General features: G+C 64.4%; 18 protein-coding genes and 1 other RNA gene. 11 read left to right on the top strand and 8 right to left on the bottom strand.

The window, feature by feature from the left end; translation table 11 throughout:
• Nucleotides 1-9: 9 nt before the first annotated feature.
• Entirely contained in the window at nucleotides 10-402 is a 393-nt protein-coding gene (locus AC3ITW_RS08570) for an outer membrane protein assembly factor BamE (protein WP_012510752.1), read from the top strand.
• Between the two features lie 36 nt (nucleotides 403-438).
• Here AC3ITW_RS08570 and AC3ITW_RS08565 read toward each other — a convergent pair whose 3' ends face one another.
• The gene (locus AC3ITW_RS08565) at nucleotides 439-696 is read right to left on the bottom strand and encodes an RnfH family protein (RefSeq protein ID WP_100468243.1); all 258 of its coding nucleotides are present in this window, start codon (nucleotides 694-696) and stop codon (nucleotides 439-441) included.
• 3 nt (nucleotides 697-699) lie between these two features.
• The gene (locus tag AC3ITW_RS08560; protein WP_012510750.1) at nucleotides 700-1,125 is read right to left on the bottom strand and encodes a type II toxin-antitoxin system RatA family toxin; all 426 of its coding nucleotides are present in this window, start codon (nucleotides 1,123-1,125) and stop codon (nucleotides 700-702) included.
• Nucleotides 1,126-1,182: 57 nt separating this feature from the next.
• Between AC3ITW_RS08560 and smpB the strand changes: the two genes are divergently transcribed.
• Nucleotides 1,183-1,686 carry an SsrA-binding protein SmpB gene (gene smpB, locus AC3ITW_RS08555; RefSeq protein ID WP_100468242.1) on the top strand — a complete coding sequence of 168 codons (504 nt, stop codon included), beginning with the start codon at nucleotides 1,183-1,185 and terminating at the stop codon, nucleotides 1,684-1,686.
• A 125-nt stretch (nucleotides 1,687-1,811) separates the two neighbouring features.
• Here the strand turns inward: smpB and AC3ITW_RS08550 are convergent, their stop codons facing one another.
• From AC3ITW_RS08550 to AC3ITW_RS08540, 3 genes are all read right to left on the bottom strand, one after another.
• Entirely contained in the window at nucleotides 1,812-2,384 is a 573-nt protein-coding gene (locus tag AC3ITW_RS08550; protein WP_004153252.1) for a hypothetical protein, read from the bottom strand.
• Nucleotides 2,385-2,524: 140 nt separating this feature from the next.
• The gene (locus AC3ITW_RS08545; RefSeq protein WP_100468241.1) at nucleotides 2,525-2,956 is read right to left on the bottom strand and encodes a GNAT family N-acetyltransferase; all 432 of its coding nucleotides are present in this window, start codon (nucleotides 2,954-2,956) and stop codon (nucleotides 2,525-2,527) included.
• A gap of 75 nt (nucleotides 2,957-3,031) precedes the next feature.
• Nucleotides 3,032-4,000 (bottom strand): hypothetical protein, encoded by a 969-nt coding sequence (locus tag AC3ITW_RS08540; RefSeq protein ID WP_232274012.1) that lies wholly within the window; start codon nucleotides 3,998-4,000, stop codon nucleotides 3,032-3,034.
• A gap of 320 nt (nucleotides 4,001-4,320) precedes the next feature.
• On the opposite strand from AC3ITW_RS08540, the gene ssrA reads away from it, so the two are divergent.
• From ssrA to AC3ITW_RS08525, 3 genes are all read left to right on the top strand, one after another.
• Nucleotides 4,321-4,713, top strand: a transfer-messenger RNA (tmRNA) gene (gene ssrA, locus AC3ITW_RS08535).
• A gap of 502 nt (nucleotides 4,714-5,215) precedes the next feature.
• Nucleotides 5,216-6,562, top strand: a complete 1,347-nt coding sequence (locus AC3ITW_RS08530; RefSeq protein ID WP_100468174.1) for a hypothetical protein — start codon at nucleotides 5,216-5,218, stop codon at nucleotides 6,560-6,562.
• Between the two features lie 88 nt (nucleotides 6,563-6,650).
• Entirely contained in the window at nucleotides 6,651-7,133 is a 483-nt protein-coding gene (locus tag AC3ITW_RS08525; protein ID WP_100468173.1) for a hypothetical protein, read from the top strand.
• A 10-nt stretch (nucleotides 7,134-7,143) separates the two neighbouring features.
• On the opposite strand, the gene AC3ITW_RS08520 is transcribed toward AC3ITW_RS08525, so the two are convergent.
• A complete protein-coding gene (locus tag AC3ITW_RS08520) occupies nucleotides 7,144-7,605 on the bottom strand; it encodes a methyltransferase family protein (RefSeq protein WP_100468172.1) in 462 nt (153 codons plus the stop codon).
• A 153-nt stretch (nucleotides 7,606-7,758) separates the two neighbouring features.
• Here AC3ITW_RS08520 and AC3ITW_RS08515 point away from each other — a divergent pair, with 153 nt between their 5' ends.
• From AC3ITW_RS08515 to AC3ITW_RS08495, 5 genes are all read left to right on the top strand, one after another.
• Complete coding sequence (locus AC3ITW_RS08515) at nucleotides 7,759-9,777, top strand: esterase/lipase family protein (RefSeq protein ID WP_004153219.1); 2,019 nt, start codon at nucleotides 7,759-7,761, stop codon at nucleotides 9,775-9,777.
• 62 nt (nucleotides 9,778-9,839) lie between these two features.
• Nucleotides 9,840-10,823 (top strand): hypothetical protein, encoded by a 984-nt coding sequence (locus tag AC3ITW_RS08510; RefSeq protein ID WP_448122809.1) that lies wholly within the window; start codon nucleotides 9,840-9,842, stop codon nucleotides 10,821-10,823.
• Between the two features lie 105 nt (nucleotides 10,824-10,928).
• Nucleotides 10,929-11,801 carry a glyoxalase III HchA gene (gene hchA / locus AC3ITW_RS08505; RefSeq protein WP_100434443.1) on the top strand — a complete coding sequence of 291 codons (873 nt, stop codon included), beginning with the start codon at nucleotides 10,929-10,931 and terminating at the stop codon, nucleotides 11,799-11,801.
• Nucleotides 11,802-11,806: 5 nt separating this feature from the next.
• Nucleotides 11,807-12,511, top strand: a complete 705-nt coding sequence (locus AC3ITW_RS08500) for a PA1136 family autoinducer-binding transcriptional regulator (protein ID WP_489390233.1) — start codon at nucleotides 11,807-11,809, stop codon at nucleotides 12,509-12,511.
• Nucleotides 12,512-12,598: 87 nt separating this feature from the next.
• On the top strand, nucleotides 12,599-12,835 hold the full coding sequence (locus tag AC3ITW_RS08495) for a hypothetical protein (RefSeq protein ID WP_012510734.1): 237 nt from the start codon (nucleotides 12,599-12,601) through the stop codon (nucleotides 12,833-12,835).
• A gap of 71 nt (nucleotides 12,836-12,906) precedes the next feature.
• Here the strand turns inward: AC3ITW_RS08495 and AC3ITW_RS08490 are convergent, their stop codons facing one another.
• Nucleotides 12,907-14,133 carry a cytochrome P450 gene (locus AC3ITW_RS08490; protein WP_489390232.1) on the bottom strand — a complete coding sequence of 409 codons (1,227 nt, stop codon included), beginning with the start codon at nucleotides 14,131-14,133 and terminating at the stop codon, nucleotides 12,907-12,909.
• A gap of 408 nt (nucleotides 14,134-14,541) precedes the next feature.
• Here AC3ITW_RS08490 and AC3ITW_RS08485 point away from each other — a divergent pair, with 408 nt between their 5' ends.
• Nucleotides 14,542-15,396 carry an endonuclease/exonuclease/phosphatase family protein gene (locus AC3ITW_RS08485; protein ID WP_012510732.1) on the top strand — a complete coding sequence of 285 codons (855 nt, stop codon included), beginning with the start codon at nucleotides 14,542-14,544 and terminating at the stop codon, nucleotides 15,394-15,396.
• A 19-nt stretch (nucleotides 15,397-15,415) separates the two neighbouring features.
• On the opposite strand, the gene AC3ITW_RS08480 is transcribed toward AC3ITW_RS08485, so the two are convergent.
• Nucleotides 15,416-15,679, bottom strand: coding sequence for a hypothetical protein (locus tag AC3ITW_RS08480; protein WP_012510731.1), 264 nt, complete (start codon nucleotides 15,677-15,679; stop codon nucleotides 15,416-15,418).
• Nucleotides 15,680-15,780: the final 101 nt, after the last annotated feature.

Genomic DNA, 15,780 nt, shown 5'->3' with positions numbered 1-15,780 from the left:
CCAGTCCCGATGCGCAATCTCCTGTTGGTCGCCGCCGTCGCCCTGTCCACCACCGGGTGCGGCATCATCTACAAGCAACCCATCTATCAGGGCAACCTGATCCGGGAAGATGCCGTGGCCAAGCTGCAGGTCGGGCAAAGCAAGCAGCAGGTCACCGCGCTGCTGGGCACCCCGTCCATTCCCGACCCGTTCCATGCGCAGCGCTGGGACTACACCGCCAGCCAGCGCGTGAACCGCCTGGGCCGTACCGAGGTGAAGAACTTCACCGTGTTCTTCGAGAACGACAACGTGACCCGTTGGGAAGGCGAGTATTTCCCGGGCAACGACAAGGCCCTGGCCCAGCAGACCGTCCGCCAGTTCGGCCGCAACCTGCCGAAGGACAAGAAGAAGAAGGGCCGCTGAGGCCCCCTGCCCGTCCACGCGGACGGGTTGCGGGAATCAACCGCCGAGCGCGCGACGCCGGCGGTTGTCCTTGGGGTCGGCCAGCAGCGGGCGTAGCAGCTCGATGCGGTCGCCATCCAGCAGTACCTGCTGCGGGCGCGCCAGTACGCCGTGCACGGCCACGGCCGGGCATCCAGCACTGCCTTCCAACGCGGCAGCGACAATGGCTTCAGCCACGGTGGCGCCCTCTTCCAGCTGCAGCCGGCGCGAGAGCACCTGTCGCGGCCAGGCCAGCACCACCTCGACCTCGATCATCGTTCAGGCCTCGTCGGCGACGCGGACGAAGTCGTTGACCATGCGGTCGGCCAGCCCCTGGAAGCCGATCGCCAATGCCGGGCCAAGCAGCCGCGAGCTGGGCTCGAACTCCAGGGTCAGGGTCACCTTGCAGGCATCCTCGGCCAGCACATGGAATTCCCAGCGGCCGTGCAGTTGCTTGAACGGACCGTCACGCAGCTGCATGTCGATGCTGTGCGGGCGCTGCAGGGTGTTTTCGGTCTGGAACCAGGTACTGAACGAGCCCAGGCCCAGGTCCAAGCGCGCGACAAGGCGGTCCTCGCCCTGCTCCAGGATCTGGGCAGCCGAGCACCAGCGGAAGCGGCGCGGATAAGCCTGGACATCGTTGACCAGGTCGAACATGCGTGCGGCCGAATGTTCGACCAGGGCGCTGCGGCGGATAGTTGGCATGAATACAGGACGTTTCGGCAATCGACCGGGCGGGCCCGAATCGGAGACAATACGGAAATGAGCAAGAACAGCGTCAAGGATAAAGCAAAGAGCGCGACGGCCAACAAAACCATCGCGTTGAACAAGCGTGCCCGCCACGAGTACCACATCGAGGAGCGCTTCGAAGCCGGCCTGGCCCTGCAGGGCTGGGAGGTGAAGTCGATCCGTGCTGGCCGCGGCAACATCGTCGACGCCTATGCCTACGTCAAGGATGGTGAGATCTTCCTGATCGGCGCGCAGATCACCCCGTTGATCCAGGCCTCGACCCATGTGGTGGCCAATGACCGGCGCGAGCGCAAGCTGCTGCTGCACCGGAGCGAGATCGACAAGCTGGTGGGCAAGGTCGAGCGCGATGGCTACACGATCGTGCCGACGGCGATGTACTGGAGCAAGAACAAGATCAAGCTGGAAGTGGCGCTGGCCAAGGGCAAGCAGACCCACGACAAGCGCGATGCCGCCAAGGATCGTGACTGGGCGATCGAGAAGCAGCGTGTGATGCGTCGCGGCAACCGCGACGCGTAAGGCGTCTGCGCATCCCCCTGTAGAGTCGAGCCATGCTCGACTGCCTTGGCTTTCTGTAGAGCCGAGCCATGCTCGGCTTCGGCAAGAAAAGCAGTCGAGCATCGCTCGACTCTACAAAAGGCGGGTCACCCCGCCAGCATGCCCTGCCTGCGCATCCGCGGCGCCAGCGCCGCATGCATCACCGCCAGGTGCATCACCACGGCCAGTTCCGGCGCGTAGCGGTCATCACCCGCCCGCCACTTCCGGGCCAGTTCAGCCGCATCAGCCGGCAATAGCGCCAGCAACTGGGCGTCATCCAGCGAATCAGCCGCACCCTGCAGCTGCCGGGCCATCTGCCGCGACTGCCACACATGCACACCGATACTGAGGCTGGCCAGCGACATCAGGACCACGGCCAGCCCGTGTTCGAACCACTGCGACAGCACCTCCGGCCCCCACAGCAGGGCGGCCAGCACCGCCAGCGCCGGCAAGCGCCAGCCCAGCCAATGGAACCGGCCCCGCTGCGACCAATGCACCACCACCGCACTGGCCACCAACGCGGCGGCGGCGGTAGCCGGCAGCTCGGTCAGCCAGGTGGCCGCCAGCAGCACCGTCAGCACCGCCCAGACCCAGCCCGGCGGCACAGCGCGTCTCTGGTAATCGGCGCCGACCGGCCCGACCAGCTGCCGCAGGCTGCGTTGTTGGCTTGCATCGGTCACCCACAGTCTCCGTGTCTGTCCTGGCCCGGATGGTCGTTGCCAGTGTGTCGCAAATTCGTGCCCACGAAGTTAGCAATCCGCTATGACAGGTGCTCTACAACAAGTTGCGGATTGACAAGGCGCGTGGGCGGCGGCCGCGCTCACCCCGCTGACAGATCCTTGCTGAGGAACACCCTGCACGTACCGGGCGGATTGCACGGCACTTCACCGAATACGGTCCAGCCATGCTTCACATAGAAGTCCGGCGCCTGGAAGCTGATGGTGTAAAGCACACCGGAGCGGCAACCCCGCCGCCGTGCCTCGTCTTCCGCAGCCTTCAGCACACGCGAGCCCAGCCCGCTGCCGCGGTATGCCGGTGGCAGATGGAACAGATCGACAAACCACAGGCCCAGCGACGTTCGCCCTGTGAGGCCCCCTACCACCTTGCCGCTGGCTGGATCGGTAACCAGTACCGCCAGCGCGCGTCGATCGGCATACCCTGCAGCCTCCAGATTGAACTGGTCCAGGCCACTGCCAATCAGGTCCAGCGCCTCGTTGCTGGGTTCATCCGTTACAGCGATTTCAAGCGACATCGGATCCGTCCATAAGCTGCATATCCGGGATCCTGATCCTATCAACCCTGCGTGCACCCGGCGCAGCGCCCAACGCTATTTCACCTTGGCGTCAGCACAGACAGATGCCGCTGCATCCAACAGCGGGCCGGCCTCCAGGCGTGGCGCAGGACCTGTTGCCGGGAACGCTGCCGCGAGCGCCTTCGCTGCCTGGTCTGCATGGGGCTGGATGTACCAGGACGACTCCGGCGACAGCGTGTCACCGCGCACCTCCTGCTCGAACCGGTACTGGCCCCAGTAGATCGCCAGCGGTTCCTCCAGTGCATTCAATGGGTTGCGCAGCGTCAGCGCGGCGGGACACAACGCCGTAAAGGCTTCGGCCAACGCCTTTCGTTGCGCCGGCGGCTGCCCGGCTGAAAGAAAGTGGCTGTACTCGTGCATCACGATCGGTGCCCAGTCTTCCTCGGCATCGAACATCGAGAACAGAAAAATGTATCCGTCCCGCAGCTTGGCCTGGGTCTGCGTCGCATCCGGCCACCAGAGGAAACGCACCTGGAAGGTGGCTGGCGCATCCACCCTGAAGAACGCCTGCATCTGCGCTGCAAGCCCGCCGACCGGGTCGGATGCCAGCTGCCGTGCGAGTTCGCGCTTCTGCGCGTTGAATGGCGCCTGCCCTGCCAGCAGCTGGCGTGCATGCGGGGCGAAGCGCGCGTAATACCGCCGCAGCAAGGCCTGGTCATGGTGGTCCTGGCCGGCAATTGCAGCCTTGACGGCTACGTCGAACGATTCTGCCGCCAGGAAATGGTTGGCGAACGGATCGCCGTCGCGGGTGTCTGCACCTGCGAACACCCGCTCGGCTGCCGCGGCCATTACCTCGTGATCCCGCGCCAGTGGTGACGTGCGCTGGCGGAATGCTGCATAGGCAGCCAACAACGCGCGGTCCTGCTCGTCCAGGCCGAAGCGCCGCTGCCACTCCTGCTGGTAGACCGAAGCGGTGTATCCCGGCAGCCAATCAGGCAGGTTGTCGAGCAGGTTGAACAGGTCCAGCGATGGACTGTAAGCCACCTCCACCGTCGCCTGCGGCGATTCGACCGCTACGACGGGCCATGCCTGCATTGCCAGAACGGCCGCGGCGAGCGCCCGCGCCCATCCCAGTCGCATCTTGCCGGAGCTGACGGAAACGACCATGGGAGGCCCGTGGAGTGACGTCAGGAAATTCGAGCATGCCTCCCCGGGGATGGCAACGTGCCAAGCGGCAGGGGCACGAGACCACCCCGCGCGTGACTGTTCAGGAAGATTGCCGTACCATTCGCAGCGTTAGGCAGGCTCCTGGGCGACTTTAGGTCAACCTGGAACCTGAAAGCCTTGCAAGACTTGAAGAAACCGGGGGTGCATTGGTTTCGACGGGGGTTGTGAAGTCGCCTGGCGCATGCCGAGGGGGTAGCTTTCCTCGTAAATCCAGCTGCAAAACTCTAGTTGCCAACGACGACAACTACGCTCCGGTCGCTCTCGCAGCCTAAAAACTGCGGTGCGTGACCTTCTGCCGACTTAGGCGGAGCCTCGAAACTGCTTGTGTCCATGCTCGCAGCGTAGAGTCATTATCATGGAATCGCGCTGGGCGGCTGCCTGTCAGTCCGGCACTAGAACACAACAGGCTGGTTCCCGGGTGCGCTTTGCACACCGTGCTGCTCGGGGATGAGATTCAACGGTGAGCTAAGCATGTAGTGCTGGGGATGGAGTGCCTTCGGACGGCGGTTCAATTCCGCCCACCTCCACCAATACCGGGTCCGCAAGGGTCCACGAAAAGCCGGAATCCCTCGTCAAATAAGGGGTTCCGGCTTTTTCGTTGGCCCTGCTTCCCTGTCATAACCTTTGAAAATCGCCGGCGCCAGGAAAAGACCTTGCGATGGGCGGCCCTGAGCAGCGTTGACTGCTACTGCACAACCGACCCAGTGGAAGGCCGTGGCGGCGTCACTGGCCGCTGCACCTGCTGTGACACGTGCTCCAGCGGTGGTGGCGATATCCTGGCTGCCTCGCCGAACATGAACACCATCATCTTCTCGACCTGCGCCGGCCATGGGCTTTCCTCCACCGGCAGCCACGGTAACCCAGCGATACGATCCTGGTCGGCAACTGCACGCAGACCCTGCCGTCTACTCCTGTCAATCCGCCACAACTCGCCAAGCCGCGTACATCCGCAGGCAGTCACAGAAGCTGAGATCCAGATCCAGTAGAGTCCTTGGGTCACACGACGTGACCCTACAACTGAAAGGACATCAGATGAAGCGCATCGCACTGTTTGTGGGCCTGACCGTGGGCCTGGCACTGGGGCAAGCCTCTGCTGCTACGCCCGGATCCAGTTATCTGCAGCTCGCTGCTGATCAGCGGGTACAGCCCGGCACATCAACCCTGCTGTCGAGTGTCGTCGAGCTGAGCGCACCGGGCTGGGTATACGTACAGTCGGACGGGCGTTACTTCCCCGGTGGCAACTCCGCCGCCAATGCCTACATCACCATCAACGGCGAGATCGTCTCCAACGACAGCTACATCGACTGGCGGCAGTCGACGTCGGCCCAACAGCATTCGTTCAACGTCATCGGTGCCAAGTACCTGCCTGCCGGCCGGCATACGGTCAACCTGGCCGGGCAGGCCATCGGTTCGGCCGTGAACTTCGGATCCGCCAGCAACCTCTCCGTACTGGTCACCGCTGCAGGCTCAGTCACCAACAGCCGCCTTCCGAGCGATACCGCGCAGCTGGATTTCAATACCGCCGGCAGCCCGGAGGGAATGGCATTGCAGGCCAAGGACCGCAAGCTGCTGTTGACCGCCCAGGCAGGCAATCCTGGCGGCCCCATCGTAGCCATGGCCTCAGGCCGTGCGTTCGCGTGGGGAAACTATGGCGATGGCATGCTGGGCATTTTCCTGAACGAGCAGGAGCCCGGCATCGATTCGATGACCTGGTCGATCAATGACATCTTCACGGGTGCCGAAACGCAGGCGCCGTTCTATTCACAGGGCCTGTTCGTCAATCCGCCGGCTTACAGCAGCGTCAGCTTCGCCGCATCCGAATCGCCTTACTACCAGCCGCAGGACGCCAATACCAACAACGTGAAGTACAAGTTCGGCGCCAATTCACGACTGGTGACGCTGTCCAACGGTTTTGGCGTGGTCGGCAAGGGATTGAATCCTGGATTCAACTACGCCGCCGCAGGTCCCTACCGCCGCTTCGCCTATGTCTGCGTCGGGACCAATGGATTCGCGCCGGACTGTCCATCGGTGGGCTCACAGGTGGTCATCGGCGAGGGCCAGGTCTGCATCCCGCAGGGGCACAACGGTGTCGTGCTGTTCTCTACCAAGTCACGCGTGCAGGGAGATCCGAACGACGGTGGCGGCAGCGTGTTCCTGTTCCTGAAGATCGATGGCCAGCAGGTCGGAAGCCTCGGTACACAACAGCTGGGTTCCAAGCCGGACGCCGTGAGCACCCGAACCATTTCAGCCAGCTACATGAGTGCGGGAACCTCCGCACTGGGAACCGGCTGCCACACCGTGCAGGCCGTGGCACAGGTGCTCGGGGATTTCCGCCACATGTCGCTCAATGCTGACATGCCTCTGGTCTGGTTCGACTGACCATCACCTTGCATGAGGCCGGTGGCGGGATTCCTCCCCGCCACCGGATATCTTCCAGCCGACTCCCACGCTTGTCGAAGGCCCTGCCATGAAAGCCATCCTCACTGCCTCCCTGTTCCTGGCCACGTGGGCTGCAGGCCCTGCTGCCTGCGCCGCCGCACCCGCCATCGCCCCACCCGGCACCGCCACGCTGGAAGCCCTGCTCGCCTGCAAAGCCGGTTCGAACTTCAGTGAGGCCGAGGCGATCGACGCACTGCAGGCAGCCGGCCTGGCTAAAAAGCCGGGCGGTACGTTCGAGCCTGAGAGCTCGCCGGTTGCCCTGTTCGGCGGCACCGTCAGCAGCGCCGATGTGAACGTGGCCGCGGGTGAAAAGAGCATCTTCGTGTACTTGAACGGTGTCGATTCGCAGCGCTTGGCCAAGGCCTGGTCGGTAACCACGGTCAACGAGCACGCCAACACCGAAGCGTCCTCCTACGTGAAGGCCATCGACAAGCGCCACACCCTGCACGTCATCGCCGGCGACGACTACGAAGGTTATTCGGCGGCGGTGAAGTGCCAGATCACTCCGTAACGGCGCAGGTCTACAGCCAGCGCCGCACGCGTTGGCGGAAGCCTGCATAGGCCTCGGGAAAGCGGGCCGACAGTGCCCGCTCTTCCGGCACGATCTGCAAGCGGGTGATGTAGATCACGAACAGCGGCACGGCCAGCAGCGCGGTCAGGTTCTGCAGGTACAGCATCGCACCGGCCAGGACGGTCGCCTGGCCCAGATACATCGGATTGCGCGTGTAGCGATACACCCCGTGCGTGACCAGCGCGCTCGACGCCGAGGGACGCAGCGGGTTCACCGTGGTATGCGCACGCTGGAAGGCCAGCTTCGGCAGCAGGTTCAGCGCCAGGCCGATGGCCATCACCCCGCCCGCCAGCAGCGCCGGCATCGGTAGTGGCAACACCGTGCCCGGCCACAGGCGGCTGGCCAGGTAACCGGCAGCGGCACACAGCAGCATCACCAGCGGTGGTGGAATACGGGTTTCAAGCCACCGCATCGCAGTCCCTGCATCACCCCATTCACCCCAGTGTCACACGGAAATGCCTGAATCGCCCGGGTGGCGGTGCTTTGGCCAGACAAACCGACCGCCCGGTATCTTCCGCTTTGACAGGCCTGTCGTTAGAGTGTCGCCACCGCGCAGGAGGATCGTATGGCAACCACGGGCTTGGGCTTCATCGGCCGCACGACCCTCATCATCACCGTGCTGCTCACCCTCGGTGGCTGCGCGACGCTGCGCCAGTTCGGACCGTCGGTGCAGGTGGCCTCGGTCACGCCCGGCCAGTACATCGCGCTCAAGCGCGGTGACATCCTCACCACCGGCAAGCTCAGCTCGGCAACTACGGAAACCCTGCGCGTGGCCGGCCTCGACGAAGGCGTCTGCGCCAAGCCTGGCCTACCCTGCATCGAAGCGATGGAAGCCACCATCCTGGTGCGCGAGGAGGACAAGCGCTCGAGCCTGGCCGAGTTGTGGCTGCAGTACGCCATGACCCTGCCCGCACCGAAACGCGAGTACTCCGCCTCGGGCCGGGCCAAGACCACCATCACCGAACTGGACGCCGACTTCCAGCCGCGCCTGGATGCCTGGATGCAGGTCGCGCGGCAGGCTTACGGGTATCTGTTCTTCACCGAGCGCACCGCCAACCAGCGTGGCTTCGAAGATCGCCAGACCCAGGTGCGTGACTATTACAACCTGGCCGTGCAGGAAGCCTCGGTGCAGCTGTACAACGCCTATGCCACCGGCCGCGTGCACAGTGAAGCCAGCCATTTCCAGCTCGGCCGCTGGACCTTTGTGCTGGCCCCATCAGGCGAAGCTTCGCCACTGGACACGCGTACCCCCACCGAGCTGGTGCCCGCCGCGTCACTGTCGTTCACCGGCACGCTGCGCAGCGTGCACCGCCGCGATGGCTTCGGCGCGGAGCTGGTGGCGGTGATGGATGATCCAGCCAATGCCAGCGCGACGCCAACTACGACCTCTACTTCTACCGTGGCGACGGCAGCGACGCCACGCAGTTGGAGCGAGATGCCCTCGCCGTCGATGACAGTGCTGCTGCGCTTCTCCGGAAAGAACCTGTGGGAAGTGCTGCACGACGACGAGCCGGAACTGGAGATCCACGATCCCTACCAGGTCACCGAAGTCACCCTGCACGGACAGGAAGTGCCGCTGGCGGCGAACTTCACCGCTGGCTACGCACTGTGGCTGGCACGCTCGAACTTCAGCCACCAGTCGCTTCGCTCGCTGTTCGGCGGCAAGGGCGGCATCGATACGCCGCATCTGTACATGATGCAACCGTATGATCCGAACCGTCGCGTGCTGCTGATGATCCACGGCCTGGCCAGCAGTCCGGAAGCCTGGGTCAACGTCGCCAACGAACTGATGCGCGACGAGGAGATCCGCCAGGATTTCCAGATCTGGCAGTTCTACTACCCGACCAACATGCCGATCGCGATGAGCCACGATGCGATGCGTCATACGCTGGCCGAAGTCTTCCAGCACTTCGACCCCAGCGGCAAGGCGCAGGCCTCGCATGACATGGTGCTGGTCGGGCACAGCATGGGCGGCGTGATTGCGCGGCTGATGATCTCCTCTTCAGGCGACCACCTGGTCGATACCCTGCTGGCCACTGCACAGATGACGCCGGCGCAGCAGGAACTGCTGCGTACCAAGGGCGCGCCGGTGTTGACCTTCCTGCCGGAACCGGAAGTATCGCGCGTGGTGTTCATCGCCACACCGCACCGCGGTACCGATGTGGCAAGCACCCGCCTGGGCCGCTGGATCGGCCGCCTGGTTCGGCTGCCGCTGACCGTATTGGAAGACGTGGCCACCATCGCCAACGACGGCAAGATCGATCGCAATGACGGCAAGCACGGCTACCAGATGAACAGCATCCAGAACCTGGACAAGGACGATCCCTTCGTGCGCGCCGTGGCCGACCTGCCAATGGCGCCGAAGGTGCACTACCACTCGATCATCGCCCGCGCCAAGGCCGACGGCCCGCTGGATAAGACCGACGATGGGTTGGTGCCGTACTGGAGCTCGCACCTGCCGCATGCGGTTTCGGAAAAGGTGATCGTGTCCGGGCACAGCGTGCAGGAGGCAACCCCGGCAATCGTCGAACTGCGGCGGATCCTGCACGAGGACATGCAGGAGCACGGTGCCGCGGCGAACTAGCGCTACCGGGACGCCACCACGGCGTGTGGGCTGCCCTCATTTCAACAGGACAAGGCAACGGAATGCATATCAAGGACATCATCGGCCTGATCGGCCTGCGCGGTTCCGATCCGGCGCTGGCCGCCTGGTTCGCGCAGCACGGACTGGCATCTCCACCTGCCACGATCACCGCCAACCAGGGCCAGAAGTCGGCCAGGGACAAGGCACATGGCATGGAGTACCACTTTGCCTTCGACATCATCCATGATCGCTTCTACCCACCGCGGGAGGCCAAGCGCGGGAGCTGGGCGAGCCATCTGAAGTCGGTCACCCTGTATTCCCATCGGCCGCGGAACGCTCCTGCCGTGCCCGCAGGATTCTGGAGTGGATACGTCGGACCGGAGGCATCGCTTCAGGATTGCCTGGACGGGTTCGACGGCCAGATGCAGGACTTCGGTGACACGGCCTACTTTGAGAAAGTGCTCGCTGACGATGTGCAGATGAAGCTCTGGTTCGATCAGCGCCGCCAGCACGTGCAGGAGCTGCAGATCAATCTGGTCGAGGACCGCCAGTTCATCGGCCATCACGATTTCGACCCGGACAACGAACACAACACGTTCAAGCAGGCCTCGACCCTGCTGGTGCGCTGGCTGTTCGAACGCGGGCATCTGAAGCTCACCGATGCCCTCCGGGCCGCGGGACCGGGTGAGGACCATGAAGCCATCCTCCATTTCACCAAGCAGCGCCTCCACAATCACATCTGGAAGAGCCAGGTGCAGGATGACCCTTCCCTGCATGCTGTGCTGGCACATTCGCAGACCACGCGCCCGCTGATCCTCAAGGACGGTACCCGGTTGCCGCTGTATGCGCCGTGGATGCTGCTGAAGGCTGCTGATTGCTGGGACGCTCACCAGGCGCTGTACAGCGACGACGCCCTGCCGGACTGGAGCGAACGCCTGACGGCCTTCGAACGCTCGGTGACGTTGGATGCGGCGCAGCAGCAGGCGTTCCTGTCTGCGCTGGATGAAGCCTATCGCTGCGTGAAGTCGGCGCAGGGGGCCGCCTGAGGCCTGCGCGCCGCCACGGGAGCCCGCGGCGCTTGAGGGAATTCCCTCATCGCGCGTGCGCAGCGGCCCTTCTATGCTGGCCACACATTCCCGCAGGAGGTCCGCATGAACACGCAAGAGCCCAGCCGCCAGCCCAGCCCTGATCCGGCCGAGCGCGATGCCTTCTTCCCTTCCCCGTACTCGCTGTCGCAGTTCACTTCGGCGAAGAGTGACCTGTCCGGCGCCGACTACCCGGATGCGCGCCGCGATGGCCGCTGGAAGGTGCTGATGATCGCCGCCGACGAGCGCTATCTGCCGACCGCCAACGGCCATCTTTTCTCCACCGGCAACCACCCGGTGGAAACCCTGCTGCCGATGTACCACCTCGACAAAGCCGGCTTCGACATCGATGTAGCCACGCTTTCGGGCAACGCCGCCAAGTTCGAGTGGTGGGCATTCCCGCGCGAGGACAAGGAGATCGGCGGACTGTATGAGCGCTATGAAGAACGCTTCCGCCAGCCGCTGCAGCTGGACGACGTGGTGGCCGGCCTCGGTCCCGATTCGGACTACGCAGCGGTATTCATCCCCGGTGGCCATGGCGCGTTGATCGGCCTGCCGGAAAGCCGCGCGGTGAAGGCCACCCTGCAGTGGGCGATGGCCCAGCAACGCCACATCATCACCCTCTGCCACGGACCTGCTGCGTTGCTGGCCGCGGGCGTCGACGAAGCCGATGGCGGCTCGCTGTTCCGTGGCTATCGTATCTGTGCCTTCCCCGATGCAATGGACCGGCAGACACCCGACATCGGCTACATGCCGGGGCAGCTGCAGTGGTTCTTCGGTGAACGGCTGGCGCAGCAGGGTGTGCAGATCGTCAACGAGGGTATCGATGGCAGCGTCCTGCAGGACCGCCTGCTACTGACCGGCGACAGCCCGCTGGCCGGCAACGCGCTGGGCAAGCTGGCTGCACGCACCCTGCTCGACACTCTGGCCGGGCGCTGATCCCGATGGCCGAGCTGGTGCAGGCGCTGCTGGGGCTTGAACGCGCCGACTCGTTGACCGAGGTAGGCGCAATACTGCGCAGTGTCGCCGCACCGCTTGGCTACGACCGTGTGCTGGTGTTCGCCACCGGCACCGGGCTGGAGCGCGACGCGCAGCGCGTGTACTGGATAGAGGGCGACTGGCTCGGCGATGGCAGCGATACCGACCTCGCCCGCTACCTGCATACCTGCCCGGTCAACCGCCACGTGCTGGACAGTGATGCGCCGTTCTTCTGGAGCAAGCGCCAGGGTGCGCGCGGCGAGCGCTACCAGGTGGTGAAGCAGCCACGTGGCGATGGCCTGCACGGTCTGCAGGTGCCGGTGTTCGGCACCACGGGTCTGGAGGGGGCGATCAGCTTCGCCGGGGCCGCGGTCGATGCATCCGCACGCGCGCGCCTGCTGCTGGAGGCTGTTGCGACCGCAGCATTCCGCACGGCGCGACGATTGGCCGAAGCCCCCGCCGAACTGCCAGTCGGCGCACTGAGCGCGCGCGAACGCGAAGTGCTGCGTTGGGTTGCCGCGGGCCGGCGCCAAGCAGAGATCGCCGCCACGCTGGGGTTGTCTGCACGCACCGTGGAAAACCACCTGCGGCGCGCGCGCCAGCGCCTGGGCGTGGCGACCACCGCGCAGGCGGTACGCGCTGCCAGCCGTCGCGGCGAGATCGAGGACTGATCCTGGCAAGGCACTTCCTGCGGTGGGGTTCACGTGTTACACACGCCATGCGCATGTGCGCGATTGCAGAAAGCAAGGATGATGCTTATGAAACTGCAACTGGCCGCGATGGCCGCTCTGGTAGTGGCAACTGCGACCCTGGCCCCGGTGGCGGACGCCCGTCCCGGTGGAGGCGGCCCAGAGAACACGAACTGCGTTCCAGTGAAAATGGGGCCCTACTACCATCAGCGCTGTGAAGTAACGTACTTCGACGAGAACGGCGAACCTTACGTCCGCGTGTACTGGATTGACCAGAATGGCCAGTGGTACCTCCCGGCCGACTGAGCGACTGTATGTCCAATTCACCGGGTGGGCGTCCATCGCCCGCCCGGTCTGCACGGCTGCAGCTGCGGGCTTCAAGCGCGACGCGGCGTCAGCGTGCCGATGAAATCGACGGGAATCGCGAACCCTTCCAGCTGCATCCACGGGGCCGGCTGATCCTGTACCTGCAGCTCGAAATCACGCGTCACCAGCGCACAGAACAACAGCAGCTGTGCATGGCCGACCGCGCTGCCGATGCACGCACGGGAAGAAAAACCGAACGGGACGTAGGCCCCCTTGTTCGGCTGCCGGCGCTCGGGCAACCAGCGGTCCGGATCGAAGCTGTCAGGCGACTGCCAGTAGTCCGGCGAATGGTGCTGGAAGTACGACGACAACTCATAGGCACCTCCCTTGCGGATGCAGACCCCGTCAATATCGATGTCATGCGACGCCGGGCGATGCAGGGCGAACAGCCCAGGCCACAGTCGCAACGTTTCCTTCACGAATCGCGATGTGCACGGCAGCGACTTGATCGGCAGCGCATACAGTTCGTCCAGGCTGAGCGCCGAGGTTTCCTCGCGGATCCGTGCATGCCACTGCGGGAAGCGATGCATGGCATACAGCAGGCTGGCGGCGGTGATGCCCGGCAACCCCGACATGCCAGCCAGTACCATGGACACCAGGTAAGCCACGCGATCCACACCCACCCGCTGTACCAACGGCAGCAGGGATTGCAGGAAATCCTCGCGCGGCTGCGTCTCGCGTGACCGGCGGCGGATATGGCGTGACACCGTGCGAGCCGCGCGGCGGGAAAGGTGGAAATCAATGACGCGCCGCCAGAACGAGAAGTTCTGCAGCACGATCGCGTTGTAGCGGGTCTTCTGCTCGCCGATGAGCGCATCGACATCGGATCGGCTGAGGCCGTCGATCAGCAATGGCAGCAACGACTGCGAGATCGTCCACCAGCTCAGCGCGCTCAGGTCGTGCGGGCGGCCTGCGCGCTCGGTGAGGAAACCCTGCATTCGTGCAAACAGTGAACGCATGTGCGCAGGACTGGCCAGGCGCCCGGCCTGTTCGCTCAACAACGCACGCACCTCGCGCCATGCAACCGGATCCTTTGAACCGCGCAGGCCAAGAAAATCGATCAACGAATCCGGCACGGTATGCTGGTCGGTATTGGCCTTGTCGATCTTTACCGCCAATGCCGGGTCGAAGATGCCAACCACATCATTCTGGAACCGCAGTACCGGTCCTTCGCGCCGCACCCGCTCAAGCAGGTCGTTGATGGACACGACTTCCGCATCCGCTGCACGCTCATCCATGCCCCGCTCCTGAGGCCAGGGATGGCCACCGGCCATCCCTGGCGATGTGTCATCGAATACGTGGAGTCCTTCCGCTCAGAAGATGTTCCAGTAGCGGTACTTGGAACGGATGCACTGCGTGGAATTGTCCGAACGCAGGTTCAGCGATACCTGAAGAGCGCGAATCAATCGTGTCATGGCACAGCTCCTTGTCGATCCATTGTGGGTTGCTGTTGCGGGTGCCGGAATCAACGGCCCGGCAGCGCCGTTCTAGCACGCGAACCCGCGCAGGCAGGTCAATACGCCGTCAACGTTGACCTGAATACGCTGGGGACAGCCAGCGGATACCGCCAGTGCGGGCACAACCGGGAACCGGCAATCCATGCGATGCTCCGTGAAACCGTTTTCATGGAATGGAGGGATTCCACGATGTTGTTGCGTTTCCATCGCCCTGCGCTGTGTGCGCTGCTGGCACTAGCTCTGCCTGCCGTCGCCTGGGCTGCCACACCTGCGCCACTGAAAGTGATGTCGTTCAATGTCCGCACCCCGGCCGATACCGAGCCCGGCAAACGCTGGCCCGACCGCCGTGATGCGATGGTCAAGGTCATCCTCGATGCACACCCGGCAGTGATCGGCACCCAGGAGCTGGTGAAGGAACAGGCCGACTACCTGTCCGAGCACCTGCCCGGCTACCGCTGGTTCGGCGAAGGCCGCCGTGGTGGCAGCGGCGACGAGCACATGGGCGTGTTCTACGACAGCAAGGTGCTGACCATCGAGGAGTCAGGCAACTTCTGGCTGTCCGATACGCCCGACGTGCCCGGCAGCATCAGCTGGGGCAACCTGTATCCGCGCATGGTCACCTGGGCCGTATTCCGGCGCCTTGATGATGACCGTCGTTTCTACTTCATGGACACCCACCTGCCCTACCGCGACGAAGATGAGCCGCGCCGGGTCAAGGGTGCCGAACTGATCGGCAAACGCCTGGCATCGCTGCCGGCCGACCTGCCGGTGGTGCTGACCGGAGACTTCAACAGCGAGCCCGGCGGGGATACCTACAAAGCGTTCTCCCGCGTGCTGCAGGACACCCGTCCCCAGGTGAAGGCGCCGCAGGGCCCACGCCTGACCTTCCATGACTTCACCGGCAAGGCCACCTCACAGCTGGATTGGGTGCTGGTGCGTGGTTTCCATGCGCGCAGCTTCCTCACCGATGACCGGCGCATCGACGGCGTACTGCCATCCGATCATTTCCCGCTGGTGGTCGAGCTGGACTGGCCAGCGCGCTGAACCCGCGCGGCAGCCGCAGCTACGGTGGCGGCTGCCGCGACAACAACCGATACAACGCCTGATGCTGGTTGCGTGCCTGGCAGATGCGCGCGCCGATCGCCAGGAACACGGCAACTCCGATCAGGCCAAGGCCCAGCATCTGATCGGGCAAGCGCAGGAACCCGATCGCAGCGGCCGTCGTCGCCAGTACCAGCAACACCACGACCGCTACCGACAGCCCGGCGCCAGGCGGCCCCGGATCGCCGAACAACATCCGCCGGGTATCCCGTTTACCGTCGACCATCACCTGTCCTCCCAAGAGCCTGCCCCACTAGTTACACGGCGGACACGGCTTTCGGCAGAGTCAGAAACGTCACGACTGTGACCAGGTGCACGGCTGCACCG

The sequence above is a fragment of the Stenotrophomonas sp. KH_052 genome, assembly GCF_057838755.1.
Note: the sequence above shows the minus strand (reverse complement) of the source record. Positions and strands in the feature narration are given on the sequence as shown.